This window comes from Microbacterium ureisolvens (assembly GCF_019511645.1).
Classification (GTDB): domain Bacteria; phylum Actinomycetota; class Actinomycetes; order Actinomycetales; family Microbacteriaceae; genus Microbacterium; species Microbacterium ureisolvens_A.
In genome coordinates this window covers 385454-400654 of sequence record NZ_JAEUAX010000002.1, presented here as the reverse complement: position 1 = coordinate 400654, position 15201 = coordinate 385454, and the positions used below count along the sequence as shown (strand labels likewise).

The 15201-nt window shown below is 68.9% G+C and carries 14 protein-coding genes; 11 read left to right on the top strand and 3 right to left on the bottom strand.

Going from position 1 to position 15201, the window contains the following annotated elements:
- Nucleotides 1-29 precede the first annotated feature (29 nt).
- Nucleotides 30-905 (bottom strand): formyltetrahydrofolate deformylase, encoded by an 876-nt coding sequence (gene purU, locus JNB61_RS05940; protein ID WP_220339030.1) that lies wholly within the window; start codon nucleotides 903-905, stop codon nucleotides 30-32.
- A gap of 98 nt (nucleotides 906-1003) precedes the next feature.
- Between purU and JNB61_RS05935 the strand changes: the two genes are divergently transcribed.
- On the top strand, nucleotides 1004-2002 hold the full coding sequence (locus JNB61_RS05935; RefSeq protein ID WP_220288801.1) for an acyl-CoA thioesterase: 999 nt from the start codon (nucleotides 1004-1006) through the stop codon (nucleotides 2000-2002).
- On the opposite strand, the gene JNB61_RS05930 is transcribed toward JNB61_RS05935, so the two are convergent.
- Nucleotides 1986-2390, bottom strand: a complete 405-nt coding sequence (locus tag JNB61_RS05930) for a MerR family transcriptional regulator (protein WP_220288802.1) — start codon at nucleotides 2388-2390, stop codon at nucleotides 1986-1988. The two genes, JNB61_RS05935 and JNB61_RS05930, sit on opposite strands and share 17 nt — an antisense overlap.
- Before the next feature lie 68 nt (nucleotides 2391-2458).
- On the opposite strand from JNB61_RS05930, the gene JNB61_RS05925 reads away from it, so the two are divergent.
- The 3 genes from JNB61_RS05925 (at nucleotide 2459) to JNB61_RS05915 (ending at nucleotide 5254) form a co-directional block, all read left to right on the top strand.
- A complete protein-coding gene (locus JNB61_RS05925) occupies nucleotides 2459-3679 on the top strand; it encodes an MFS transporter (protein WP_220339029.1) in 1221 nt (406 codons plus the stop codon).
- 91 nt (nucleotides 3680-3770) lie between these two features.
- On the top strand, nucleotides 3771-4709 hold the full coding sequence (locus JNB61_RS05920; RefSeq protein ID WP_201448707.1) for a VOC family protein: 939 nt from the start codon (nucleotides 3771-3773) through the stop codon (nucleotides 4707-4709).
- 26 nt (nucleotides 4710-4735) lie between these two features.
- Nucleotides 4736-5254 carry an RpiB/LacA/LacB family sugar-phosphate isomerase gene (locus JNB61_RS05915; protein WP_220339028.1) on the top strand — a complete coding sequence of 173 codons (519 nt, stop codon included), beginning with the start codon at nucleotides 4736-4738 and terminating at the stop codon, nucleotides 5252-5254.
- Nucleotides 5255-5324: 70 nt separating this feature from the next.
- Here the strand turns inward: JNB61_RS05915 and JNB61_RS05910 are convergent, their stop codons facing one another.
- Nucleotides 5325-6278 carry a LysR family transcriptional regulator gene (locus tag JNB61_RS05910; RefSeq protein WP_220288804.1) on the bottom strand — a complete coding sequence of 318 codons (954 nt, stop codon included), beginning with the start codon at nucleotides 6276-6278 and terminating at the stop codon, nucleotides 5325-5327.
- 214 nt (nucleotides 6279-6492) lie between these two features.
- Between JNB61_RS05910 and JNB61_RS05905 the strand changes: the two genes are divergently transcribed.
- The 7 genes from JNB61_RS05905 to JNB61_RS05875 all read left to right on the top strand — a co-directional run bounded on the left by JNB61_RS05905 (nucleotide 6493) and on the right by JNB61_RS05875 (nucleotide 15156).
- Nucleotides 6493-7794, top strand: a complete 1302-nt coding sequence (locus JNB61_RS05905; RefSeq protein WP_220339027.1) for a C-glycoside deglycosidase beta subunit domain-containing protein — start codon at nucleotides 6493-6495, stop codon at nucleotides 7792-7794.
- A gap of 19 nt (nucleotides 7795-7813) precedes the next feature.
- Complete coding sequence (locus JNB61_RS05900; protein ID WP_220339026.1) at nucleotides 7814-9301, top strand: C-glycoside deglycosidase beta subunit domain-containing protein; 1488 nt, start codon at nucleotides 7814-7816, stop codon at nucleotides 9299-9301.
- Nucleotides 9302-9524: 223 nt separating this feature from the next.
- Nucleotides 9525-10826 carry an ABC transporter substrate-binding protein gene (locus JNB61_RS05895; protein WP_220288807.1) on the top strand — a complete coding sequence of 434 codons (1302 nt, stop codon included), beginning with the start codon at nucleotides 9525-9527 and terminating at the stop codon, nucleotides 10824-10826.
- Between the two features lie 75 nt (nucleotides 10827-10901).
- On the top strand, nucleotides 10902-11861 hold the full coding sequence (locus JNB61_RS05890; protein ID WP_220339025.1) for a carbohydrate ABC transporter permease: 960 nt from the start codon (nucleotides 10902-10904) through the stop codon (nucleotides 11859-11861).
- 1 nt (nucleotide 11862) lies between these two features.
- Nucleotides 11863-12699 (top strand): carbohydrate ABC transporter permease, encoded by an 837-nt coding sequence (locus JNB61_RS05885; RefSeq protein WP_220288809.1) that lies wholly within the window; start codon nucleotides 11863-11865, stop codon nucleotides 12697-12699.
- 151 nt (nucleotides 12700-12850) lie between these two features.
- On the top strand, nucleotides 12851-13645 hold the full coding sequence (locus JNB61_RS05880) for a TIM barrel protein (protein WP_220339024.1): 795 nt from the start codon (nucleotides 12851-12853) through the stop codon (nucleotides 13643-13645).
- Nucleotides 13642-15156: a GMC oxidoreductase gene (locus JNB61_RS05875; protein ID WP_220339023.1), complete on the top strand. Its 1515-nt coding sequence runs from the start codon at nucleotides 13642-13644 to the stop codon at nucleotides 15154-15156. The genes JNB61_RS05880 and JNB61_RS05875 overlap by 4 nt, the downstream gene beginning before the upstream one ends.
- The last annotated feature ends 45 nt before the right edge of the window (nucleotides 15157-15201 follow it).

Below are 15201 nucleotides of genomic sequence, written 5' to 3'. Positions count from 1 at the left end.
CAGGCGCAATCCGGTTGCGGAATCGTCCGTCAGAAGACGATCGTGTGGTTGCCGTGTCGGATCACGCGGTCCTCGGCGTGCCACAGCACCGCGCGGGAGAGCACCTGTCGCTCCACGTCGGCGCCGCGGCGGGCGAGCTCCGAAGCGGAGTCGGCGTGGGTCACGCGGACGGTGTCCTGCTCGATGATCGGGCCCTCGTCGAGATCGTCGGTGACGTAGTGCGAGGTGGCGCCGATGAGCTTCACGCCGCGCTCCTTGGCCTTCTTGTACGGTTCGGCGCCGATGAAGGCGGGCAGGAACGAGTGGTGGATGTTGATCACCGGCACCCCGAGCTCCTTGAGGAACTCACCCGACAGGATCTGCATGTAGCGGGCCAGCACCACGAAGTCCACGTTCCCGCGCAGGAGCTCCAGGATCTTCGCCTCGGACGCCGACTTGTCGGGCCCGGCCACGCCCGGCACGTGGAAGAACGGCACGCCGAACGAGCGAACGTCCTCTGCGGAGGACGTGTGGTTCGAGATCACCATGGGGATCGTCACCGGCAGGTCGCCGCGACGGTGGCGCCACAGCAGGTCGAGCAGGCAGTGGTCCTGCTTCGACGACAGGATCGCCATGCGCTTCGGTACGGACTGGTCGGTCAGCGACCACTCCAGATCGAAGCCGGCGAGCGTCTGGGCGATCTCGTCCTCGATGCGCGGGCGGTCGGCCGCGAAGCCCGGCCGATGGAACACCACCCGCTGGAAGTACGCGCCGCCCTCCGGGTTGTCGGAGTACTGGTCGAACGCGACGATGTTGCCGCCGATGCGCGTGATCATCGCCGAGACCGCCGCCACGATTCCCGGCTGGTCGCTGCCGTGGACGATGAGGCAGGCGTGGTCGGGATTGAGGTGCGGGGAAGCGGCCATTGTTCGATTCTGCCGTGCGCGAAGGAACATCGCTTCTTTGAGGCAGCCTCACGGACATCGGCGGGACAGACGGATGCTGCGGCCCGTAGCCTGACGGCATGAGCACCACCTCCGGCGCCGCGGCCCGTGACGACCGCATCACGATGCGGTTCATGGCGGTCCCCGCCGACACGGCGGCCGGCGGACGCTCGGTCGCGGCAGGCAGCGTCATGGAGTGGATCGACAAGGCCGGCTATGCGTGCGCCGTCGGCTGGGCGGGCGCGTACTGCGTGACCGCCTACGTCGGCAATGTCCGTCACCGCCGGCCGATCGCGCCGGGCAGCCTCATCGAGGTGCAGGCCCGCATCGTCTACACCGGTCGCACGAGCATGCACGTGGTGGTCACCGTCTCGTCGACGGAGGTCAGCGAGCGCCTGTACACGCCCGCGACGACGTGCATCCTGGTCTTCGTGGCCAAGGGCGCCGACGGACGGCCGACCGAGGTGCCGGCGTGGACCCCGGTGACCCGCTCCGACCACAAGCTCGCCGAGGGGGCCCTCGAACGCATCGAGTCGCGCGCCGAGATCAAGCGCCTCATGCTCGCAGAGGACTACACGGATGCCTCGACCGCCCCGCGCACGACGCTCAGGTTCCTCGCGCCGCCGGGGGTCGTGAACTTCGGCGGCAAGGCGCACGGCGGCACGGTCATGCGCTGGATCGACGAGGCGGGCTACGCGGTCGCGGCGGCGTGGGCGAGAGACGGCGAGGAGGCGAGCGCGGCGATCGGCGTCTACTCGGGAGGCATCCACTTCCTGGCGCCGGTCGTGATCGGGCACCTCGTCGACGTCGACGCGCGCATCGTCTACACGAGCCCGCACAGCATGCACGTGAGCACCCGCGTGTGGACCGCCGATCCGCGCACGCCGCACGAACGCACGCTCACCACGCAGTGCCTGAGCGTGTTCGTCGTCCCGGGCGCCGACGGCGTCGCTCAGCCCGTCCCGCAGTGGACGCCCGAGTTCGCCGAGGACGAGCGCCTGCAGCAGCACGTGCGCGAGATCATGGCGCTGCGCGAGGAGATCGTCCCGATCGCGGCATCCCTCACACTCGAGCCGTAGCCGGCTCGCGCACCTCCGCGGCTCCGAGCAGGTCGCCGTTGCGGGTGAGGTCGAGGTAGCGGGCGACGGCGTCGCGGCTCTTGGTGAGGCACGCGAGGCGCTCGTCGAGGGCGGTGAGCTCGGTCGCGAGCATCTCGGCCAGCTCGCGGGAGCAGGTCGGCGCCGCCATCGCGCACTGCCGTTCGACGTCGAGCACCACTTTGGCGAGGCGCGTCGACAGGCCGGCCTGAACGAGGCCGCGCGCGCGGGTTGCCCGCTCCACGTCGGCCTCGTCGTAGGAGCGGTAGCCGTTCGCCGAGCGCTCGGACGCCAGCAGTCCCTGCGCCTCGTAGTACCGCAGCATCCGCGCGGGAATGCCGGTGCGCTCCGACAGTTCACCGATCTTCATGCGTGCCCCTCCGTGTCGGCGAGCGAAAGCTTGACATTGACATTGGTGTCAAAGTTTAGCCTCGCTCCATGACCTCGTCCACCGCCGCCGTCGTCCTCCCCGAAACCTCCGCCCCACGGTTCCCGCTGAGCGCCCTGCTGCTGCTCTCGCTGGGGGTCTTCGTCACCGTCACCGCCGAATCGCTGCCGGCCGGGCTCATGCCCGAGATGGCCCGCGACCTCGGCGTCGACCCCCTGCGCATCGGGCTGCTCGTCTCGGTCTGGGCGGTCGTGGTGATCGCGACGAGCATCCCGCTCACGCGTGCGACGCGTCGCATCGACCGCCGCATCGTGGTCGCGGCCTCGCTCGCGGTGTTCGCGGTGGCGAACGTCGCCACCGCCTTCGCCCCGACGTACGAGTTCGCGTTCGCGACCCGGGCGGTCGCCGCGGTCGCGCACGGCGTGTTCTGGGCGATCGTCATCGTGTACGCGTCGTCGCTGCTGGCGGGTGCGCAGCTCGGCCGCGGCCTCGCCCTGGTCACCGGCGGGGGCACGGCCGCGACCGTGCTGGGCCTTCCCGCGGCGACGGCTCTCGCGCAGCTGACGAGCTGGCGGGTCTCGTTCGGGGTGTCGGGGATCGGGATGCTGCTGCTCGCCGCCGTCGTGTACCGCCGGCTTCCGCGGTCCGTGGTCGAGCCCGTGGGTGCGGGGGACCGTGCGCCCCTGCGGCGCGACCGGTCGCTGCCGCCGCTGGTCGCGTTCGGAGTCGCGGGGCTCTTGATCGGGCTCGCGCAGTTCCTCGCGTTCGTCTACATCCGGCCGTACCTCGCCGAGTCGGCCGGGATCGCCGACGGCTGGGCGAGCGCTCTGCTGTTCGTGTTCGGCGCCGCGGGCATGGTCGGGGTGGCGGTGGCCGGCAGCCTCGCCGATCGGTTCCCACGGACGGCCCTGACCGCGACCCTGCTCGTTTTCGTCGGCGCCTTCGCCGCGCTCGCCGCGGCGCCGCACGCGACGGCCGTCGTGGTGATCGCCCTCGCGCTGTGGGGTGCCGGAACCGGCGCGATGTTCCCGCTGATCCAGACGGCCCTCATGCGCGCAGCATCCGACCGCCTCCGAGACCTCGCCAGCGCGTCGATCGTGGTCCTCTTCAACGTCGGGATCGCGGGCGGCTCGTGGGCGGGCGGCCAGCTCACCGCGACCTACGGCCCGACGGCGAACATGGCGGTGTCGGCCGCCGTCGTGCTTCTCGCCGCAGGGCTGACCGCCTTCGGTGCGACGCTCGCCTCGCGCCGGGCCGGCGCCCGTGTCTGATCACCGAGGCTGATACGGCTGATCGCCAATATCATCTTCCTCGATAGCAGGCGTCGCGCGAGCATGGAGTCGTCCTCAAGAAAGTGAGTCGATGATGACCCGACGCCTGGTGTCCCACCTCCGATACGCGGCACTCGCCGTGCCGGACTTCGAGACGGAGCGCGACTTCTTCGTGAAGCACTGGGGCCTCACCGAGGTGGCTGCCGAGGACGGCCTCAGTCACCTCGCCGCCGAGGGGTCGAGCGAGCCATTCATCCTGCGTCTGCGCCGCGGTGAGAAGCGTGTCGATCTCGCGGCGTTCGCCGTCGCCGATCGAAGCGACCTCGAGGCGCTCGCCGCGAAGCTCCACGCCGAGGACGTGCAGTTCGTGCACGAGCCGCAGGAGCTCGGCGGGTTCGGCGGCGGGTACGGGTTCCGCGTCTTCGACGGCGACGGCCGCGTGCTGGAGTTCTCCACGGGTTACCAGACCCGCGAGGCGCGCAAGATCCGCGAGCGCGAGCCGATCCCGGCGAAGCTGTCGCACGTGGTGTTCAACTCGGCCAACCTCGAGCAGTCGGCGCAGTGGTATATCGACCACCTCGATTTCTCCATCTCGGACTCTCTGACCCGTCCCGACGGCGCGAGCATGATGCACTTCATGCGATGCAACCCGACGCACCACTCGGTCGCGATCGCCATGGGCCCTCATCACTCGCTGCACCACCTCTCGTTCGAGATGCGCGGCATCGAGGAGTGGATGCGCGGTGCGGGCAAGATCCTGCGATCGGGTGCGCGGATGATCTGGGGCCCGGGCCGCCACAACGCGGGAGACAACACGTTCGCGTACTTCCTCTCGCCCGCAGGCAACACGATCGAATACACCACGGAGCTGTCAGTGGTCGACGAGGAGACGTGGCAACCGCACCGGCTCAACATCAAGGACGTGTCGAACCAGGATCAGTGGGGAACCGCGCAGGAGATGAGCGAGCTCATCGCGCGCGAATCGTTCAACGACATCGACAAGGGTCTCTTCGTCGCGCCGCCGGTGTGATCGAGATCGACGAGGAGAGTCATCCCATGGTACGCATCCACTTCGCCGCGGATCACGGCGGCTACGAGCTCGCTCGCGCTCTCGAGGCCCGCGCAAGAGCCGCGGGTCACGAGGCGGTCTGGCACGGCGCAGAGCAGCTGGACCCGGGCGACGATTACCCGGTCTTCGCGATCCGCGTGGGGCAGGCGGTGATCACCGACCAGGACGCCGGCGTCGACGCGTTCGGAACGCTCGTGCTCGGCGAGGGCTTCACCGGCGTGATCGCTGCGAACAAGGTCAACGGAGCCCGGGCCGTGCAGGTGGCATCGCCGCGAGCCGCGGTCGACGCGCGCGAGATCGTCGACGCGAACGTCCTGGTGTTCGACGGGATCGCGTTTGAGGAGAACGCCTGGCTGACGCTCAGCGCGTTCGTGAAGGCGGCGCTGCCGCACTCGGTCGAGCGAGGCCGCCGCATCCTGCAGATCGAGGAGTACGAGAACGCCGGCACGATCGAGGGCTGGGCGGTGCAGCTGGAGCCCGAGCAGATCGCGGTCTCACGGGAGTAGACCTGGCCGCCGCCTCGCAGAGGTGCCCCCGCGGGGCGCGGCGACAGGTCAGCGCCGGGTCAGACAGGCATCAGACCGGCAGGCTCACGCCCGACGTCGGGCGATTCGATACGGATGCTGCGGCCTGCTCGAAGATGCCGCGCATCCAGGCATGCTCGGGGTCGCGGCCGTGAACGGGGTGCCACCACAGCGCGTTGACGACGGGGGTGGCGTCGAAGGGCGCCTCGAGCGTGCGCACGCCGGCCACGGACTCGGCGACGTGGGCGAGTCCCGCCTGGATCAGGCCGAGGCGGTTCGTGCCGGCGATGAAGTGCGGCAGCGCGAGGAAGCTCTCGACGACCGCCTCGATGTGCGGCTCGATGCCGAGCTGCTGCAGCTGGCGGGCCGCCGAGGTGAAGGCCGTGCGCGACTGGTACGTGAAGACCCAGGGCAGGGCGCCGAGCACGTCCATCGTGAGCTCGTCGCCGACCAGCTCGTTCGACTCCGACGCGACGACCACCCAGCCGTCGCGCCACAGGTCCGCGTACGGGAGGTCGATGAGGTGGCCGTGGGGGATCACCATGCCGTCGGCCGAGCGCAGCCGGTTGAGGGCGTCGTCCACGATGGCCGGATTGTGCAGCATGAACCGGAAACGCACGCCCGGAGCCGCCTCGGCGGCGAGGCGGGACACCTCGCTGCCGATGGTGGCGAAGCCGTAGTCCGAGCCGTAGATCGAGAACTCGCGGGTGGAGTCCCGCGGACTCCACGTCGCCTGGCTTTCGAACACGCGGCGCGCGGCCTCGAGGGCGGTGGTGGTGTGCTCGGTCAAGCGCAGCGCGAGCGGGGTGAGCTCGTAGGTGTTGCCGCGCCGGGCGAGGATCTGATCGTTGAAGTGCGTGCGCAGCCGGGCGAGCGAGGCGCTCAGAGCGGGCTGACTCAGGTGCAGCCGCTCGGCGGCGCGCGTCACGCTGCGCTCGGTCAGCAGTGCGTCCAGAGCGACGAGGAGGTTCAGGTCGAGCCGGGAGAGCAGCGGTTGATCGGACACGACGATGTGCTCCTCCGGGTTCGGGATGCCTCGGCTCAGTGTATCTGCGCAGTCTATGGGCGGGGTAGGTGGCATCGCTCCCGGCAATGGGCGGGCGATAGTGTGATTATGCGCACATCATACTTACTTATGTCTAAATAGTGCGTAACGCTGTTACCCTGGGAACGACTCCCGGCCCGCGACAGCGCGGTCCCGACCCAGAGAGCGAGCATCGATGCTTCTCGAGAGAGATCTCATCCAGTCCGTCGGCTTCCGCAACGTCCGCGAGGGGGGTGAGGTCACCGGCTTCCAGTTCCGCCTCCGTATGCCGTCGTATCGCGGGATGGCGGCGTCCCTCATCGACGGGGTGGCGGTGCGGGTCGGGGATCTCGTCGATGTCCCCGCCGACGTGCCCCGGTGGACGTTCTCCGGCCGCACCTACTCGCTGCAGGAGCTGTGGGACTCGGACGGCGTGCGCTGGCCGCTCGAGGAGGCCGCGATCGTCACGGTGCCTCACCCGGGAGGCCTTCCCGAGGGTACGCACGAGGTCTCCATCCAGCTCCGCCTGCGCATGTCGTACATCCCCGAGGAGCACCAGCCGTCGACCTACGAGGTGTCGCGGCACATCACGCTGACCTCGTCGGAGGACGGCGGCCCGTTCCAGTACGGCGTCAGCCTCTACAGCTTCATGACCGACTACGGCACCGTCATGGACCTCGAGACTGCGCTCGCGGCGGTGGCCGATGTCGGCGCGACCGGCATCGAGATCCTCGGCGAAGGCCACATCGAGCGGTATCCCGAGCCCACGACCGAGTGGATCGACCGCTGGTTCGCGCTCCTCGAGAAGTACTCGCTCGAGCCGACGAACTACGGCTCGTGGATCGACACGCGCCTGCACTCGAGCGGCGTGAACGCGCGCGATCTGACGGCAGCCGAAGGCGCGGCGATGCTGCAGCGCGACCTGCGTCTCGCGAAGCGTCTGGGCTTCCGATTCGTGCGTCCCAAGATCGGCGTCGTCTCGAGCGATCTCGTCCCGCACCCCATCTGGACCGAGTCCGTCGAACGCTCGCTCGACCTCGCCGCCGAGCTCGACGTCGTCATCTGCCCCGAGATCCATTCGCCGACGCCCATCAAGCACGAGGTCGTCGACGACTACATCGGCCTCATCCAGCGCACGGGGACGAAGCACTTCGGGCTGCTGCTCGACACCGGCATCTTCCAGGACCGCCCGATCCCGCTGAAGCCCGGCGAGCTGCCGGGTCGCCGGCCCGCCTTCCTGGACGGCATCGCGGTCGACCCCGCCGACATCGCCGGCATCGCGGAGTACGTCGTCTTCATCCAGGCGAAGTTCCACGACATCGACGAGAACCTCGTGGACCAGCAGATCCCCTGGGAGCCGGTCCTGCGTGCCCTCAAGGACGCCGGCTACACGGGGTACCTCTCGAGCGAATACGAAGGCGAGCGCGTCCCATGGCGCTCCATCGAACAGGTGCGACGCCAGCATTCGCTCCTCCGCTCGATCGCCTCCCGCCTCTGACCGCCGAAACGAGAACCTCATGCCCAACGGACTCATCGCCGAAGACAGCCTCCGCCCGCACCCGGACGGGCTCGCGCTGAAGCTCACGATCCCCTGGTACCGGAGCCTCTGGCTCTCATCCGTCTCGACGCTGCGCGTCACGGTCGACGGCGTCGAGATCCCCGCCGACGACGTCGCGTTCGAGCTCGGCGGCACCCGCTACGCCATCGCCGATCTGCCGCAGCAGAGCGAGACGCTGTGGTTCTTGCAGCAGCATCCACTCCTCATCGTCCGTCGGGCTGAACCGGTCGCGCTCGGGCAGCAGCACGATGTCGAGATCTTCGGCGAGCTGCGCCTGCCCTACATGCAGATCGCACCCGGCCAGGAGGGCGGCCCCGGCATGTACGTGCCGAACATCGTGCGTCAGTCGTTCACGCTGACGGTGACCGACACGGATGCTGCGCTCCTGGCGATCGCGACCGGGATCGCGCCCCCGCCGCCGGCGTCCGGCGACGACCCCTTCCAGCTCGGCCTCACGCTGTACTCGGCGAGTGCGGAGTTCCGCGCCGGCTGGTACGACTTCGACGGACTCCTCGACCGCGTCGCGGAGCTCGGCATCGGACCGGGCATCGAGATCGTGGCGTCGCAGGTGCTGCCGACCTACCCCGTCGTCTCGGACGACTTCGTCACGCAGTGGCGCGCCGCGTTCGACCGCCACGGCTTCGACGCCAGCTCGTTCGGCGCCAACCTCGACATGGGCCGCCGCCGCGATCGCGACATGACGCCCGACGAGGAGTTCGAGTTCAGCGAACTGCTGTTCCAGGGCGCGAAGAAGCTCGGCTTCCCGCTCGTGCGCATCCAGAGCGCCAAGCCCGACCTCCTGCGCCGCCTGCTGCCCGTCGCCGAGAGCCTCGGTCTGAAGCTGGCGTACGAGATCCACGCTCCGATGGGACCGAACTCGCCCGAGATCATGAAGGTGCGCGACGTCTACGCCGACCTCGACTCGCCCCTCCTGGGTTTCGTCGCGGACTTCTCATCGACGATGCGCAGCATGTCGCCGACCCTGTTGCGGGCCGTGCGCCGAGCGGGGCTCGACGACGAGGCCGTCGCCCGTCTGCAGGAGATCTGGGCGACGGATGCCCCGATCCGCGAGCGGCAGCAGGAGTTCATCGGCTACCTGAACGGCCGGGACTTCGATCCCGGCCGGCTCGGCTCGTTCGCGCATCTCGCGTTCAACATGCACGGCCACGTCGACCCGCGCGAGTGGGCCGACATCATGCCGCAGATCCTGCACGTGCACGCGAAGTTCTACGACATCGACGAGAGCGGCCAGGAGCCCGCGATCGACTACCCCGAGCTCGTGCGGGTCTTCGTCGAAGGCGGCTACCGCGGGTACTGGTCGAGCGAGTGGGAGGGTCACGCGTTCGCCGAGCTCGGCGAGGTCGACCCGCTGCTGCTCGTGCGCAAGCAGCACGACCTCATCCGCGCCTCGATGCGAGCGGTACAACCCGCGCGAGTCGTTCGCTAGACCCGGCTCCCGAAGCGCGCCACAGCCCCGTCGACGGACCCGTCGACGGGGCTGTGGCGTTCTCGATCCCGCATGCCGGGGCTACTGCCCGAGGGCGCGTCCAGGGTTATGCGCCGTATCGTCAATACTTATGTGTGTTTCTGGCGCATCCCGGTGATACTGGGATCACAGCACGGGCGCTCGAACGATCGAGTCGCCGACAACGAAGTCAGAAAGGCTGGAAATGACACAGCACCGTTCCTCCGCCGCTCGCCGGGCCGCGATCATCGCCGTCCCGGTGGTCGGAGCACTGCTCCTCGCCGGCTGCTCCGGCTCGGGTGGTGACTCGGGCGACAGCGGCGACTCGGGCTCGGCCGAGTTCTCCTTCACGTTCGCCACTTCGAACAACCTCGAGAGCCCGTACGAGACGCTCGCCAAGGCGTACATGGAAGCCAACCCCGACGTCACCATCACGACCAACCCGACGCCGAACGACAAGTACGGCGAGACCATCCGCACGCAGTTCCAGGCGGGCAACGCCGCCGACGTCGTACAGACCACGCCGGGATCCGGCGACGCCCGCGGCATCATCCCGCTGGCGGAGGCGGGCTTCCTCGAGCCGCTGGGCGACACGGCCGCTGGACTCGTCCCCGAGGGCAGCGAGACGATCTTCGAGATCGACGGCGAGGTCTACGGCCAGCCGATGGACTTCACGATTGCCGCGGTCGTCGCCAGCATGGGCACCGCGGCCATGAACGGCCTCGAAGAGTGGCCGACGACCGAGGCGGACCTCTACGATGCCTGCTCGGCACTCGCCGCGGACGGCAAGTCACTTCTTGCGCTCGCCGGCGCCGCAGGCCCCAACGCCGGTCTGACCGCTCAGGGCATCGCCGCGACCCGCGTCTACGCCGAGACGCCCGACTGGAACGAGCAGCGCGCCGCAGGCGACACCACTTTCGCCGAGAGCGAGGGCTGGGCAGACACCCTCCAGACGATCATCGATCTGAACGAGGGCGGGTGCTTCCAGCCGGGCGCCGAGGGCGGCGGCTTCGATGCGATCACCAACGGCCTCTCGCAGGGGACGTCCGTGGGCAGCTTCATCCCGTCGGGCTCGGCAGTCGAAATCGCGACCGCCGCTCCGCCGGAGGCGGACTTCAAGGTGCAGCCCTTCCCCGCGGCGGACGGCGGCGACCCGTACATCATCGCCAGCTCGAACTACACGATCTCGATCAACGCCGCGTCGGAGAAGAAGGACGCCGCATCCGACTTCGTGGAGTGGCTCGCGACGCCGGAGGCGCAGGAGATCTACTACGAGGCGTCGGGCCTGCTCCCGATCTCCTCGTACCAGGACCTCGACCTCAGCGAGACCATCTACTCGCCTATCGTCGACCTCCTCGCCGAGGGATCGTACGCGCCGCTGCCCAACAACATCTGGCCGAATCCGGCTGTCTACGAGGCGCTTCAGGTCGGTGTGCAGGGTCTGCTGACCGGCCAGAAGACGATCGACCAGGTGCTCGAAGACATGGACGCCGCCTGGGGCGAGTGATCCGACGGCCGCCCGGGCCTCGTGCCTGGGCGGCCACCCCGGCCTCCGCACGATGACGTACGAACACGAGGAATCATGACCGCCACCTTGAACTCCGAGACCGAGGCGCTGATCGTCCCCAAGCGCGATCGCCGGGGGCATCGCCGCGATGCCGCGCCGCGCCGCCCTGGACTGCTCAAGTTCGGGTACTGGTGGTGGGCTCTGCCCGGCATCCTTCTCGTTCTCGCTATCCACTACGTCGCCACGGCGATCGGCGGGTTCTTCGCCTTCACCGACTGGTCGGGCATCGGCGATTTCAGCTGGATCGGGCTCGACAACTTCGTCGCCATCTTCAATGACCCGACCCAGATCGGCGCCGTCACCAACACGCTGTTCCTCGCCTTCGCCTCCGTGATCCTCAGCAACATCGCGGGGCTCGCGCTGGCGCTCGGCCTGAACCGCGGGCTGAAGACCCGGTACGCCCTCCGCGTCCTCTTCTTCATGCCGGTCGTGCTGAGCCCGCTCGCCGTCTCGTACGTCTGGAAGTTCATCTTCGATTACAACGGCCCGATCAACGGCGTGCTCCGCGCGCTGGGGCTCGAAGAGTTCGCGAAGGCCTGGGTGGCCGACCCCACCTGGGCGATCTGGACCGTGCTCATCGTGATCGTCTGGCAGAACACCGGGTTCGCCATGGTGATCTACATGGCGGGTCTCGCGGCCGTGCCGGTCGAGATCGAGGAAGCGGCGGCGATCGACGGAGCGAACCTCTGGCAGCGCTTCCGGCACGTGACACTGCCGTCCATCCGTCCGGCGGTCGCCATAGCCACCACGCTCGGCCTCGTCAACGGCCTGCGCGTCTTCGATCAGATCATGGCGCTGACCGGGGGCGGCCCCGCGGGGGCCACCGAGACCCTCGCGACCCAGGTCTACAAGGAGTCCTTCGCGCTCGGGAACTTCGGCTACGGCGCCGCGCTGGCGCTCGTGCTCACGCTCATCATCCTGGTTTTCGCCGTCATCCAGCAGCGGGTGACCACCGGTCGTGCCGAGGAGGCCTGACATGTTCCGCTACACCAAGCTCACCGGGCTGCGCGAGGTCATCTTCTGGATCCTCGCGGTTCTGTTCCTCGCGCCCTTCTACTTCCTCGTCACGACCGCCTTGAAGTCCGACGAGGAGGTGCTCACCACGTCCAACCTCGCACCGCCGTCCAGCCTGGATTTCAGCAACTTCACCGAGGTGCTGACGGCTCAGGGCAACTCCAACGTCCTGCAGGGTCTGCTCAACAGCGTCATCATCACCGCCGGCAGCATTCTGGGCCTCGTCCTGCTCGGAGCACTCACCGGCTACGTCATCGCCCGCAGCACCCGGCGCTGGAGCCGCGCCGTCTTCTACCTCTTCCTGATCGCCATCGTCCTGCCGACGCAGCTCGGCACCGTGCCGCTGTACATCGGCGCGCGTGCGGTGGGCCTGACCGGCTCGATCTGGGGCATGGTGGTCCTGTACACCGGGATGCTCCTGCCGCTGTCGATCTTCCTGTACGCGGGATTCTTCCGCGGTCTCGGCACGGAGTACGAGGAAGCGGCGACGATCGACGGCGCATCGCGGACGCAGATCTTCTTCCGCATCGTGCTCCCGCTCATGTCACCCGCGACGGGCACCGTCGCGATCCTGGCGGGGCTCATCGTCTGGAATGACTTCTTCACGTCGCTGATCTTCCTCGGCGGATCGGAGAATCAGACCCTCCCGGTCGCCATGTACTACTACATCGGCTCCCTGGTGTCGTCCTGGAACAAGATCTTCGCGATCGTCATCGTGTCCATGATCCCGATCCTCGCCTTCTACCTGTTCGCTCAGAAGCGCTTCATCCAGGGCTTCGCCGGCGGTCTGAAGGGATGAATCCCTTCGGCGCCGGCGACCGCGCGGCGTTCGGGACGTTCGTCGACCTCTTCTCCACGCACAAGCGTGTGGTGGATGCCTCCGTGCACGCCGCCCACGACCACCCGATGTTCTGACCCGTTCGACGGGCACTGGAACGGAAAGGCACGTCATGTATCAACTCGCACCCAACATCGAACTGCTCTTCACCGAGGCCGGTGACTACCACGACCGCGTGCGCGCCGCAGCAGCGGCCGGCTTCGACGCCGTCGAGATGTGGGGCCCGACCGGAGTGGACGCTCCGGCGACACCGAAGGATCTGCCGGCTCTCAAGGCCGCCCTGCAGGAGACCGGCACGCAGCTCACCGCTCAGCTCGCCGAGCCCCGCACGCAGTTCATGATCCCGCCGTGGGATCACTCGGAGTTCTACCGCAAGCTCGACGAGGGCGTCGCCATCGCGCAGGACCTCGGCTGCCCGCGGATCGTCGTGGGCAGCGGCACGGGTTTCGGCGGCTGGAAGCGCCAGGTGCAGCTCGACAAGCTCATCGAGATCTACCAGAAGGCGATCGCGCAGATCGAGGGCTCCGGCATCGCCCTCGTGCTCGAGCCGGTCAACGTCCGCGTGGACCACCCCGGGTCGCTCCTGGACCGCACGGCCGAGGCCGTCTACGTCGCCCGCGGCGTCGCCTCCCCGCAGTTCGGCGTGCTGTACGACATCTACCACTCCGCCGTCGAGGGCGAGGACATGGCCGCAGAGCTGAGGAACGCCGGCGACCTCGTGAAGTACGTACAGCTGGCCGATGCCCCCGGCCGCGGCGAGCCCGGCACCGGTTCCCTCGACTGGGCCGAGCGCCTCGGCATCCTCCGCGCCAGCGGCTACGACGGGCCGATCGGCCTCGAGTACTACCCGACGATCGAGTCCGAGGCATCCGTCGTCCTCATCCGTGAAGTGGCGGCCGCGGCGTGACGAGGTACCCCGATGCCGTCGACGTCGCCATCGTCGGATCCGGTCCGACCGGAGCCGCGTACGCGCGAATCCTGAGCGAGCAGGCGCCCGGAGCGACCATCGCGATGTTCGAGGTCGGTCCGACGATCTCCGACCCGCCGGGTGCGCACGTCAAGAACATCGCCGACCCCGAGGCGCGCGCTCGTGCGCAGGCCGCCTCCGAGGGGCCGGGGGAGCGCGGCGCCAAGGTCGCGAACCCCGGAGCCGCGAAAGCCGGCGTGCGTGCCGCTCGCCCCGGCACCTTCCTGCTCGAGGACGGCTACCAGTTCCCCGGCGAGGACGGACTGCCCGTCGTCGCGATGTCGAGCAACGTCGGCGGCATGTCGGCGCACTGGACCGGCGCCTGCCCGCGTCCCGGCGGCAGCGAGCGCATCGACTTCCTCCCGGATTTCGACGAGCTGTTGGCCGAGGGCGACCGCCTCCTCGGCGTCACCACGAACGCCTTCGACGCGGCGCCCTTCGGTGAGATCGTCCGCGAGCGCCTGGCGAAGGCGGTCGACGAGGGCCGCACCGCCCAGACGAAGGTGCAGCGGATGCCTCTCGCCGCGCATCGCCGCGAGGACGGCCGTCTCGTCTGGTCGGGATCGGACGTCGTGCTGGGTGACGTCACGCGCGAGAACCCCGACTTCTCGCTGTTCGACGAATCCCTCGTCACCGCCGTGCTCGTGCGCGACGGGCGTGCGGCAGGCGTGCGGGTGCGCGACCTCCGCTCCGGCGAGACTCACGAGGTGGGCGCCCGATTCGTGGTCGTCGCCGCCGATGCGCTGCGCACCCCGCAGCTGCTGTGGGCCTCCGGCATCCGTCCCGCAGCTCTCGGGCGCTACCTCAACGATCAGGCGCAGGTCGTCTTCGCCTCCCGCCTGCGCGGCGTCGAGACCCTCGGCGCCGACGCTCCGACGACGGGTCTCGCGGAGTACAGCGGGGTCAGCTGGGTGCCGTTCACCGACGACGTGCCCTTCCACGGGCAGGTGATGCAGCTGGATGCCTCACCCATCCCGCTCGCCGAGGACGACCCCGTCGTCCCCGGCTCGATCGTCGGACTGGGGCTGTTCTGCGCGAAGGACCTGCAGGCCGACGACCGGGTCGAGTTCGACGACGCCGAGTGCGACGCCTACGGGATGCCGGCGCCCCGCATCCATTACACGCTCACCGATCGCGACCACGAGGTGATCGAACGCGCTCGCGCTGAGATCGTGCGTCTGGGGGAGGCCGTCGGCGATCCGCTCGACGCGCGTCCGTTCACGCTTCCTCTGGGCTCCTCGCTCCATTACCAGGGCACCACGCGCATGGGCGAGACCGACGACGGCACGAGCGTGTGCGGTCCCGACAGCGAGGTGTGGGGCGTTCCGGGCCTCTTCGTCGCCGGCAACGGCGTCATCCCGACGGCCACGGCGTGCAACCCCACCGTCACGTCCGTCGCGCTCAGCGTGCGCGGCGCCAGGAAGATCGCACGCGATCTTGCTTCTGTCTGATTCAGACATTAGAGTGTAGAAACATAGACAAAGTAGTCAGGAGAA

Bases quoted from the DNA above. Each gene is read 5' to 3' on its own strand.
- JNB61_RS05915 (WP_220339028.1), top strand. From the start codon at position 4,736: ATGGTACGCATCCACTTCGCCGCGGATCACGGCGGCTACGAGCTCGCT.
- JNB61_RS05900 (WP_220339026.1), top strand. From the start codon at position 7,814: ATGCCCAACGGACTCATCGCCGAAGACAGCCTCCGCCCGCACCCGGAC.
- JNB61_RS05895 (WP_220288807.1), top strand. From the start codon at position 9,525: ATGACACAGCACCGTTCCTCCGCCGCTCGCCGGGCCGCGATCATCGCC.
- JNB61_RS05890 (WP_220339025.1), top strand. From the start codon at position 10,902: ATGACCGCCACCTTGAACTCCGAGACCGAGGCGCTGATCGTCCCCAAG.
- JNB61_RS05930 (WP_220288802.1), bottom strand. From the start codon at position 2,390: ATGAAGATCGGTGAACTGTCGGAGCGCACCGGCATTCCCGCGCGGATG.
- JNB61_RS05885 (WP_220288809.1), top strand. From the start codon at position 11,863: ATGTTCCGCTACACCAAGCTCACCGGGCTGCGCGAGGTCATCTTCTGG.
- JNB61_RS05935 (WP_220288801.1), top strand. From the start codon at position 1,004: ATGAGCACCACCTCCGGCGCCGCGGCCCGTGACGACCGCATCACGATG.
- JNB61_RS05920 (WP_201448707.1), top strand. From the start codon at position 3,771: ATGATGACCCGACGCCTGGTGTCCCACCTCCGATACGCGGCACTCGCC.
- JNB61_RS05905 (WP_220339027.1), top strand. From the start codon at position 6,493: ATGCTTCTCGAGAGAGATCTCATCCAGTCCGTCGGCTTCCGCAACGTC.
- JNB61_RS05925 (WP_220339029.1), top strand. From the start codon at position 2,459: ATGACCTCGTCCACCGCCGCCGTCGTCCTCCCCGAAACCTCCGCCCCA.
- JNB61_RS05880 (WP_220339024.1), top strand. From the start codon at position 12,851: ATGTATCAACTCGCACCCAACATCGAACTGCTCTTCACCGAGGCCGGT.
- purU (WP_220339030.1), bottom strand. From the start codon at position 905: ATGGCCGCTTCCCCGCACCTCAATCCCGACCACGCCTGCCTCATCGTC.